The sequence below is a fragment of the Hydrotalea flava genome (assembly GCF_001623405.1).
Classification (GTDB): Bacteria; Bacteroidota; Bacteroidia; order Chitinophagales; family Chitinophagaceae; genus Hydrotalea; species Hydrotalea flava.
The window spans coordinates 1-11,045 of the sequence record NZ_LUHG01000033.1 but is presented as its reverse complement, the minus strand read 5'-3'; the positions used below and the strand labels follow the sequence as shown (position 1 = coordinate 11,045).

The 11,045-nt window shown below is 36.5% G+C and carries 9 protein-coding genes and 1 pseudogene; 8 read left to right on the top strand and 2 right to left on the bottom strand.

Annotation, left to right across the window (positions count from 1 at the left end; translation table 11 throughout):
- The 6 genes from A0F92_RS01405 to A0F92_RS01380 all read left to right on the top strand — a co-directional run.
- The coding region (locus tag A0F92_RS01405) for a glycoside hydrolase family 9 protein (RefSeq protein ID WP_253810033.1) at window positions 1-325 on the top strand (325 nt) is incomplete at its 5' end.
- Between the two features lie 104 nt (window positions 326-429).
- The gene (locus A0F92_RS01400) at window positions 430-1,149 is read left to right on the top strand and encodes a glycosyltransferase family 2 protein (protein ID WP_068240940.1); all 720 of its coding nucleotides are present in this window, start codon (window positions 430-432) and stop codon (window positions 1,147-1,149) included.
- A 2-nt stretch (window positions 1,150-1,151) separates the two neighbouring features.
- A complete protein-coding gene (locus A0F92_RS01395; protein ID WP_068240938.1) occupies window positions 1,152-1,499 on the top strand; it encodes a DUF2304 domain-containing protein in 348 nt (115 codons plus the stop codon).
- 25 nt (window positions 1,500-1,524) lie between these two features.
- Window positions 1,525-2,262, top strand: a complete 738-nt coding sequence (locus A0F92_RS01390) for a glycosyltransferase (protein ID WP_253810031.1) — start codon at window positions 1,525-1,527, stop codon at window positions 2,260-2,262.
- Between the two features lie 3 nt (window positions 2,263-2,265).
- Window positions 2,266-3,282, top strand: a complete 1,017-nt coding sequence (locus tag A0F92_RS01385; RefSeq protein WP_068240937.1) for an STELLO glycosyltransferase family protein — start codon at window positions 2,266-2,268, stop codon at window positions 3,280-3,282.
- On the top strand, window positions 3,279-4,652 hold the full coding sequence (locus A0F92_RS01380) for a hypothetical protein (protein WP_167516717.1): 1,374 nt from the start codon (window positions 3,279-3,281) through the stop codon (window positions 4,650-4,652). Before A0F92_RS01385 ends, A0F92_RS01380 begins: the two co-directional genes overlap by 4 nt.
- 513 nt (window positions 4,653-5,165) lie before the next feature.
- Here the strand turns inward: A0F92_RS01380 and A0F92_RS01375 are convergent.
- Complete coding sequence (locus A0F92_RS01375; RefSeq protein WP_068240930.1) at window positions 5,166-5,954, bottom strand: tetratricopeptide repeat protein; 789 nt, start codon at window positions 5,952-5,954, stop codon at window positions 5,166-5,168.
- A gap of 31 nt (window positions 5,955-5,985) precedes the next feature.
- A complete protein-coding gene (locus tag A0F92_RS01370) occupies window positions 5,986-8,046 on the bottom strand; it encodes a tetratricopeptide repeat protein (protein ID WP_167516716.1) in 2,061 nt (686 codons plus the stop codon).
- A gap of 772 nt (window positions 8,047-8,818) precedes the next feature.
- Here A0F92_RS01370 and A0F92_RS01365 point away from each other — a divergent pair.
- Window positions 8,819-9,337 (top strand): T9SS type A sorting domain-containing protein, encoded by a 519-nt coding sequence (locus tag A0F92_RS01365; protein ID WP_068240923.1) that lies wholly within the window; start codon window positions 8,819-8,821, stop codon window positions 9,335-9,337.
- A 153-nt stretch (window positions 9,338-9,490) separates the two neighbouring features.
- Window positions 9,491-11,045: pseudogene (locus tag A0F92_RS15955) on the top strand (hypothetical protein); the annotation flags it as partial.

Genomic DNA, 11,045 nt, shown 5'->3' with positions numbered 1-11,045 from the left:
ATCCAATGCCGATTATTTATTGGGCCGCAATGCCACAGGATATTGTTATGTTACCGGCTTCGGTTCAAAAAGTCCCATGCATCCGCACCATCGGCCTTCTATTGCCGATGGTATTGGAGCACCCGTTCCCGGATTATTGGTGGGCGGCCCCAATCCCGGTAAACAAGATGGTCAGGAATATCCCAATACTTTTCCTGAAACTGCTTACACCGATAACGATAAAGCCTATGCCTGCAACGAAATTGCTATCAACTGGAATGCACCGGCAGTATATTTATTCAATGGATTATCTTACTTGGCAACACTGGGGGTATGGGGAAAGTAAAGCAGCACGGTATATGAATATTTTTGCTGAATGAAAATTATATTCCATAAAATGCTTATTATTGAAAGTAAAAGGCAGTAATGCTTTGCTGCCAACCCTTTGCTATGCAAGAAAAAGTACTGCTGATTTTACCTTGTTACAACGAGGAAGTGGCCTTGCCGGGTTTATTATCCGAGCTGTCAATTACCCGTTTCCCGGAAAATTATCAGGTAGATGTGCTGGTGGTTAATGATTGTTCGAAAGATGGGACAGCACAAGTGGCTCGCCGTTTTCAGGTAACATTGGTTGATTTACCCATGAATTTGGGTATTGGCGGTGCCGTTCAAACAGGTATTCAATATGCTTACAGAAACGGCTATCATTATGCCATTCAGTTAGATGGCGATGGGCAACATCCACCCAATCAGATTCCGGTACTATTGGCTGCGCAAAAACAACATAAGGCCGATGTGGTGATTGGTTCAAGGTTTGTGGGTAACGGCGATGGATTTCAGTCGTCATTGATTCGCCGAATGGGCATTCGCTATTTTCACTGGCTCAACCGTTTGTTTACCGGTAATAGAATATTCGACTGCACTTCGGGCTTTCGGCTCCTCAACCAAAAAGCCATTGCACTGGCGGCTGCCTATTATCCCGATGAATATCCTGAACCTGAATCATTAATCTTGTTTTCTAAAGCCGGTTGTACTATTGTTGAAGTGCCGGTATTGATGCGTGAACGGCAGGGCGGAGCATCTTCCATTGGGAAAACCGCCTCTGTTTATTATAGCCTGAAAGTAACACTAAGTATGTTTTTTACCTTTATTCGTCATTCAAACTCCTAATTATGGTACGCATTCAAATCCTCACTATTGTTACCAATATTTTATTCTTAGCTTATATTGCCCGCTTAATTGTAAAAGGGAAATTAAGGGAGGAATATGCCATTGTATGGATTATCTGTACTTTATTTATCATGGTATTTTCTTTTTGGCGGAAGGGATTAGATGTGATGGCACATTTGCTGGGTGTATATGAAGCTCCTAATTTAGTGTTCACCGGTGCTATTTTTGCTATCCTGATATATCTTTTGCATTTAAGCATTGTAGCTTCTAAACTGCAAAACAATATTAAACAATTATCGCAGGAAATTGCACTCATGAAAATACAATTAGAAAACAAAAAAGTAAAATAAAAATCATACCTATAACTATAATTGCATGTACTACGATAATAACTGGGCTGCCATTATACCCATGGCCAATGAAGAGGCCGATTTTGAAGTGTTTATTCAAGAACTCACCACTGTACTCAACCGACTGCAAACCGGTACCGTTTATTTGGTGGTAGATACTGTTTCAAAAGATCGTACATTAGAACTTTGCCGTGCGTTATCGGAAAAAGATGCAAGATTTATTACGGTATTTGCTCCCGAAAACAAAAATGTGGTAGATGCTTATATCCGCGGATACAAAGAGGCTTACCAAAATGAACATGATATAATTATAGAAATGGATGCCGGTATGAGCCACGATCCTAAAGCCATCCCCATGTTTTTGCGTGTATTGAATGAGGGCAATGAATGTGCTTTCGGCAGTCGGTTTATTAATGGAGGTTCTATGGCAAAATCACCGCCATCCCGGGTATTTTTATCGCGTACCGGCACTTTCTTATCGAACCTGCTGTTAGGTACAAAAATGTATGATATGACTTCCGGTTATCAGGGGTTTCATGCTTCCATTGTTAAAAAAATCATTGAGTATCCTTTGTTATCAAAAGCACATTTTTATCAAACGGAAATCAGGTATTTATTGCGCCATTCAAAATATGCTGAAATTCCTATTCACTATCAGGCGCCTTCGCCCAGTGTTTCTAAAAAAGCCATTAAAAATTCAATTGAAGTGTTGTGGCATTATTTTGTCAATCGTTTTACAAAACGTTCTCCCAATCAATTATAAATCATGCAACAAAAAATTAGTCTGGTCATTACCTCAATATCACCCCCTAATGAAGTGCTGAAAAGCTATGCTGTATTATGTAAACAACATAATGTAGGTTATATTGTAATTGGTGATACTAAATCGCCCAACGATTTCTTTATTGAAGGCTGTCAATTTCTATCTATTGAACAGCAAACTAAGGTAGATGAGGCTTTTGCAGCTTTATTACCCGTTAAACATTATGCCCGTAAAAATATGGGTTATTTATTGGCAATGCAGCAAGGTAGTACCGTTATCATTGAAACTGATGATGATAATTTTGGAACTGAAAATTTTTTCAATTTTTATCCGCTGCAAACCATACAGCCCGTTTATGAGGCTATGGGTACTTGGGTGAATGTATACCAATATTTTACCGATAAAAAAATATGGCCTAGGGGGCTGCCATTAAATCGTATTTTAGATACACCTGCCAACTTACGGCAAACCATTGCAAAAAACATTGCTGCACCCATTCAACAGGGTTTGGCTAACGATAATCCCGATGTAGATGCGGTATACCGATTGGTTAGTGATGTGCGCATTACTTTTGATGCCAATAAACAAATTGCTTTGGGTAAACTTACCTGGTGCCCTTTTAACAGTCAAAATACCGTTTGGTATGCACCTGCATTTCCTTTACTGTACCTGCCTTCCTATTGTAGTTTTAGAATGACAGATATTTGGCGTAGCTTAATTGCCCAAAGAATTGCTTGGGAAAATAACTGGCATATTTTATTTTATTCCCCTACAGTATGGCAAGAGCGTAATGAACATAATTTAATGAAAGATTTTGAAGATGAAATACCCGGCTATTTGCATAATGAAACAATAAAACAAATATTATCAGGTTTAAAGTTAAAAGGTGGGGCTTCACATGTAGGCGATAATCTTAAAAAATGTTACGATGCACTTATTCAAGCAGCATTAATTGGCGAAGCTGAAATGCCTTTGTTAGAATTATGGTTACAGGCAATTAATAAATTTATTCCACAATGATGTCTTCAATAAAAAAACTACTTACTAATTATTTACCTATGCTTACCATAGGGTGGTGTATTTTTATGCTGCTGTCTTTAAAAACAGGCTGGTTAAATCGTTTCTTTTTCGATTCCGCTAATTTACAGATTCAGGGTATTGACTTTTTTGCACTACCTAAAACCTTTCTCAATTTAAAACAAGGAATTAGTATGTTTAATACCTGGGGAGGTGAACCTTATGGACCTTATGCAACTTGGTATTTAGGTCATCCGGCATTTGGTTTATTTATTTGTAGTTGGTTTGCCTTTTTTGCACCATGGACTAGTTATTGGTTATTCGTTCTTTTTTCGTTGGGTATAATGGTAATGGTAGCCTGGTTATTGGCCAAGCAAGCACAAACACTTTTTACAAAACGACTTACCTGGTTTTTAATGTTATTTGGATTTCCTTTATTCTGGATGTTTTATGTTGGAAATATGCATGCTCCAACGGTATTGGCGCTAACCTGTATTTTCATTGCTTTTGTTCACTTATCGGAAAATAATGTAACCGAACAGCATTTTAAAATAGCGCAACGGTTTTTAATGGCCGGCCTACTCATTTCTTTTTTTACAAAACCCATTGTTTTTTTAATGCTGCCACTCCTTTTACTGTTAAAAGACACCCGAAAAACCACTTTCATTAGTTTATTGATCTATGGCTTTGTTTCTCTTTTATTTCTTATTATTCCTATTTTAAATCCTGAAGGAATTGGGTTAAAAAATATATGGAAACTACTGAACGATGTTGATTTCATAAAAAATAACATGAATATTTATAAAAATAATTTTGTGTTAAATGCTTATATGAAAGACAACAGTATTCACTGGCTGAATTTAATTGCTCAAAGTGATTATAGGTTAATGCATGTTGATGTGTTTTCCTTTCCGGTTTTTATAGATACTTTGTTAGGCTACCCTTTATCTGCGGCTTGGTATAAATTACCCATTTACATTACACTTGTTTTTTCTTTTATAGTGCCTTTCATTAACAATAGGGCAATTAAATTTCAAAGTGCACTATTACTGTTAATGAGTATTTCATTAACCTTTTTTCTTAGTTATAATACCGTTTGGGAGTATCAGTATACTTCTGTATTACCTATATTGGCGCTATTACCGCAATTGTATCAAAAAAATGTTTTTTATAAAAAGTGGATTCCTTTTTTATTTGTTACTGCATTGCTGGTTTCATTTCCTAACTCCTATTTTTTATGGCATGAGAAAAATATTTCCTCTTTTTTTTTATTCCTCATTCGTTTCAATAGAGTAGTTCCGGTTTTAATTTTATTTATTGCTATGTTGTTTATTATCGTTAAAAATAGCTTTTCTGCCAACAAAGTAAAGTAAATACGATTTTTTTTACAAGTAGTTGTTTATATGCTGCTTAAATGCATAATAAATGGATGCGTTTAAATGAATTGTTGTGTAAACATACTTAACCTAACTTGTACCCAATAGGTAAATCAATAATAAGCATTGCCATGAGGCCCCAACTTCATGCAGCGGTAAATAACAGATGGTGTATCTGCAATTTTCTAAACATGTTACATTATTGTTCTTCGGTATAGTGGTTATAAACACATGCGTAACCGTATTTCAAAAGCCAATAGATTCAGCTTAAATGTAGGGGCTTTAAGTAGTGAGTATGGTATTGTTCTTGCACAAATAGCAGCCCGATAAGGTATTGAAAAAGGTGAGGAAAAAAAGTAAAATATATAATCAATATAAATAATAGATGATTACCCATAGCTTTTGAAATAAAATGAAATAATTGATTCATTCAATTATTTTCATATACACTATAATACTAAGAATATGCTGAAAGATGCATGCAGTATTAAAGTTTTTTATTGTATTTTATTATTGTGGTGTATTATCTTTTTTTTCCTGCTCTGCCCAAATAATGTTGTTTTTTGCCAGTTGATTATTGGGCTCTATTGCTAATACTTTATTAAACATTTTTATTGCCTCATCATATTCTTTGTTTAGTACCATTGAGGTACCTATATTATTGTAAAAAACGGCTTCACTATCTTTATATTTTTGTAAACCCTTTTGCCAAATTTGTATGCTTTTTGCATAATTGCCTGTTTGCATATATAATAAACCTAATTGAATAAAATATGCCTTATCTTGTTTATCTGGTGTAAGCTTTTCTAATGCTTCAATGGTTGTTAATGCTTTATTTTTCTCATCCAAACCCCATCTCAAATTATTTTTTGCCAGCTGAAACCCAGTATCTAACCGTATGGCTTTGGTGCAGGCATCAATACCGGTTTGATAATTTTTAAGCAAAATATTTGCTACTCCTAAATTATTATAGGCCGATGCATTATTGGGTTCTTTTTTAATTAAATTTTGTAAGGGTTTTATGGCCTTTCCGGGCATACCATTGTTAATGTATGCTACCGATAGGGCAATAATATTAGCCGATGTAGGATTACTGGTGGCCAATTGTTCTAATGCAGCAATATTGGTTTGTTCCTTTTCTACAGAAAGCGTTTTTTTAGGTTTGGGTGCACTGGAAAAAAGAATCACCAACGGAATACTTAAAACAATTACAATACTTGCAGTAATTAATATTTTTTTTACCAAAGGGTTTAATGCGGGTTCTTGTGGTGTTGCATCTAACAAATTATTTTCTTTCATAAATCTACAATTTAAATAGATATATATTTAATTATTTATTCGCATTGTTTTTGCTGCCTTCTGTAGCTATGGCTAAATTATTCATAGCAATTTGAAATCCTGGTTTTAAAGCAATAGCTTTTTGTAAAGGGGCTATGGCTTTATCATATTGTTTTAAAGCAATATAGGCTGAACCAATATTATTATAAGCCTCGGCATAATTCGGCAATATTTTTAATGCTTTTTGGGCAGCTCGTATGCAGCCCTCATAATCTCCTTTCTGATAAAATTGTAAACTTAAATCTATGTATGCTGCTGCATTGGGGTGTGCATCAATGTTTTGTTCTTGAAGGGTGAGTGCATCTTTACCTGTTTTGGCCATTTCAATATATTGTAAAACAGTGGCATTATTGGGTAACCATTGTAAGGTAAGTGTAGCTAAATTGAGCAACTTCTGCCATTCATGTGTGTAGCTGTATGCCTGCAATAATAACATTCGGGCGTCTATGTATGCCGGCGATAATTCTATGGCTTTTTGTAAATAAGGAATGGCTGCTGTATCTTGTTGGTGATTCATTAAATAACGCCCATAAAAAAAACAACTCTCCGGGTATTCCGGTCCTAATGCCAATGCTCTTTTAAAATAGGCACTAGCAGCTGTTGTATCACCTTTTATGTCATTTATAATCGCCATATTAATTTGTAGTGCATGGTAATTAGGTAATAATTGTAGTGCCTGCACAAAATATTTTTCTGCTGTTGCATAATCGCCTTTATTCATTTGGGTTAATCCATAGTTCATTAAGCCCCGCCCATTGGCCGGACTATTTTCGGTTACATTTTTCCACAAACTTTCTTCTGTATGCCAAACCGCATTGCGCTGAATAGTGCCATATGCGTAAAACGATAAACACAGTAATGCAGTAATGCTAATATAGGTGGTGTAGGGCAAGGCTTTTCTATGCATAAATTGCTTAATAGGTTCTAATAATACACCTATGGTCCATACCACACTTATCATTAATCCAATATATGGAAAGAAAATACGGTGGTAATTCAATACTTCTGCCAGTGGAAAAATGCTGGAAGTAGGAATGAGTGCCAGAAAAAACCACAATATACCAAAACTAACAGGGCGCCATTTTTGGTAGAATGATGAAACAATGGCTATACTCAACAGGGCCAATACAAACAGTAATCCTACTATAAACCGAATATCGGTAATGCCCGGTAATAAACCCCAATCTGTATCGGCACTTAAGTGTATGGGAACAAAAAATATTCCAAAATAATGGGCAATAATATAGGGTTGGGTGAGTAAGTATTGTAGGGGCGAGTTACCACCGGGTACCCAGGTAGCGGGGGTCATTTTATCAACCCAAATATACATCAGTATACATACTATAAAAATGGGGGTTACGCTTCGCAACAATTGCCATGCTTGGCTACGGTATTTGGATTGAAATATTTGTACAATGCTAAAATGACATTCAAAGTAAAGCAAGTACACTAAAAAAATAGGAGCAAACATTACTGCCGTAGGCTTGGCTAAGGCACCTACAATAATAGGTAATAAGTACAAGTATTTTTTTCTGTATTGTGGAAAATATTGATATACCACAAAGGCCAATACCACTAGCATGGTCGATTGTAAATCGCTTCGGGCAATAATATAATTAATGGTTTCTGCGTTGGCCGGATGTAACATATACCAGGCTACCCCAAAAGCAGCCAGCCAAGTGTTGCGTACAGTATTGGGTTGAACCAGGTTAAATAATTGAATAAAAAAATAGAATAGCAATACCCCCTGAAATAAAAAAACAATAAAATCATCTAACTGAAACCAAAATGGATGGTAACCGCCGGCTAACCAATAGTCAATTGCCAAAGTTAAACTTACAATGGGTCTGTACGATTGGTTTTGAGGTAGTGTACTAAAAGTAGTACCATCAATAAAAAATGAAGGAATATACTTTAGGCTTCTTATATACACATTATTTACAATGGTATGTTCGTCATCAAAATGAAAAGTATTATAAAAATGGTTCCAATAAACCAGTGTAGTTACCAATAAAACAGCTAATAATATAGGGAATGCAGCTTTTTTTTTCATAATTGTTGGAATCAGGGTTGCTGTTGTGTGTGGTGTTAAAATGTAAATATATTCGATGCTTGCATTTGTTAATGCGGCAAATTTCAAAAATGTTGGTTTTTTTCAAAAAAATTGAGCAAAATTTATTTTTCAATATAGTTAATGGGGTAGCATAGCCCCGGCTACTTCATGGGTACAATAACATTTAACTATACTTCTTTATATTGTCCATATTTTTTAAAAACAGTACGCCTGTTTTAATTACAGCGCAAAATATTTTGGTTTTTGTGGAAAAAAAAGTGCGATATTATTTGGATTTTCATTAAAATTTAATTAGATTTAAACAAATTAAATATACTAATCAATTTTAATAGAATTGTTGTTGATACACTTACTTGGTTGTATAGTGATGGGGTAATGATAGGTACCTTCTTCGAGACAAATTCGAGGCATGTTCGACCTTTGTTCGAACAAATTCCCATTCTGCTTGCTTTTCATTGAGCTTGTGTCGAACATGGGTCGAACAAATTTCAAAAAAAAGCCAAAAAAGTGAAGAAAATTAGGCGTTTCACCGATGTTTCACGGATATTTTTTATAAAGCACCTACCTTTTAATGGGCTTAAAATAATTTAAGGTTAATGGTTTATTCGGGGGTGCTACCATAAACTTAAATAGGTTGCTATACACCTGCAAATGAATGTAACAATTAAAATAAAATAAACTTAGTGTAGTTATTACATAAATTTGGTACTTTAAAAACTTTTATTAATTTTGTAGTCAAATTACTACAAGCATGTATAGAAATCTACGCAACTTTATCATTATTATCGCAGCAGTTTTCGCTGTAAATAATACAGTATCTGCGCAATCTATTCAACGGCAGGTAGTTGCCACAGCAGGCGGATACACCAACCAAGGTAGTGTGGCCATTTCTTTTACAGTAGGAGAGCCTGTAGCCGATTTATTTCCGAATGTATTCCAAGGGAAAGCTATTACAGCAGGTTTTCAACAACCGGATCCTGAAATTCAAGAGAATATATATCGCGATTCTAGTAACTATTTTGTATTGTTTCCTAACCCAACCATTGATGGAAAAACAAAATTAGGATTTAGAGATGTACCCAATGGAACTTATACCATTGATATTATTGATGCTTTAGGACGCGTATTGCAAACCACAACAGTAGAATATTTCAACCATAATTTCTTGTATGTTGATTTGGATGTAACTAATTTAGCAAGGGCAGTTTATTTCATTAGAATTAGAAGTGACAAGAATTTCCGTGGCGAATTGAAATTAATGCGACTATAATTTTATCCCATATGGGTGAAATTTTTGGGTCATAAAATTTAATTCCTATTGTCGCGTTTAACATTTTATTTAGAAATATGGTTATTTTTGTATAATCAATCTTTTTATTGAAATTGAACGTATCATAGAGAAATAAACCTAAACCTTGAAGATGTGAAAAGACTTTTACTAACCTTCTGCTTACTGATTGGTATTGTAGCTGTATCCTATGCTCAACCACAATCATTTAAATATCAGGCTGTAGCCAGAGGTTTAAATGGGGCATTATTGAGTAATCAGCAAATTAATGTACGCATATCTATTTTGCTGGGTACCAGTCCCAATCGTACCTTAGAATATCAGGAGGTACAAACAATTACCACCAATCAATATGGTTTATTTTATTTAGATATTGGTAAAGGAACACCTACTACTAATGCTAAATTTACTGATATTGACTGGGCTAGTCCTTTACAGCAATACATTCAAACCGAAATAGACTTAGGACAGGGCTATATAAACATGGGCGCCTCCGAAATGTTAAGCGTTCCTTATGCTCTATACGCACTTAATTCCCCTAAAGGTCCAACAGGTGCTACCGGCCTAACGGGTGCCACAGGGACAACAGGAACACCCGGTACTAATATACTAACTGGCTCTGGTGCCCCCTCTAATTCATTAGGATTTAATGGTGATAGTTATATTGATGTTACAAACGGAAATGTTTACACTAAAAATGCAGGTACTTGGGTTAATAGTGGTTCCTCTTTAAAAGGAGTAACCGGTGCTACCGGACCCACGGGCCAAACCGGTTCTTCTGCTTTAAGCGGTTCCGGCGTGCCGAACAATGGTTTGGGGAACAATGGCGATACTTATATTGACAATTCAACGGGTATTATATACACCAAATCAGGTGGGGTATGGACGAGTACGGGAAATAGTTTAATGGGGGTAACCGGCGCTACTGGAGCAGCCGGTTCTTCTGCTTTAAGCGGTTCCGGCGTGCCGAACAATGGTTTGGGGAACAATGGCGATACCTATATTGAAAATAATACCGGAATCATTTATGCTAAATCAGGCGGTGTATGGATAAGTTCCGGTAAATCTTTAATGGGCGCCACTGGGGTTACAGGCTCCACCGGTGCTATTGGTGCTACCGGCCCACAAGGCTTACAGGGATTACAAGGTATAACAGGTGTAACCGGTGCAACCGGAGCCAATGGTGCTTCTGTAATTAGCGGAAGTGGAAATCCTTCCAATAGTATAGGTAATAATGGCGATACTTATATTGACATTACGAATGGACAAATTTATCAAAAATCGGGTGGGGTATGGACAAATAGCGGTGTGTCTTTTATGGGAGTAACCGGCGCCACTGGTGCTAATGGAACCAATGGTGTGGATGGTGCTACAGGAAATACAGGAGCTACAGGAGCGACCGGAGCAGTAGGCGCTACAGGAAATACAGGTGCTACAGGAGCGACCGGAGCCGCTGGTGCGACCGGTGCAACAGGTAATACAGGCGCTACCGGAACAAATGGAGCGACCGGTGCCACAGGAGCTACTGGTGCCGCAGGAATCAATGGAACAAACGGAGCGACCGGTGCAACAGGAAATACAGGAGCCACAGGTAATACAGGAGCAACCGGTGCCATAGGTAATACAGGTGCTACAGGTGCAACAGGAACTACAGGTGCAACCGGTGCAACAGGTAATACAGGAGCTACAG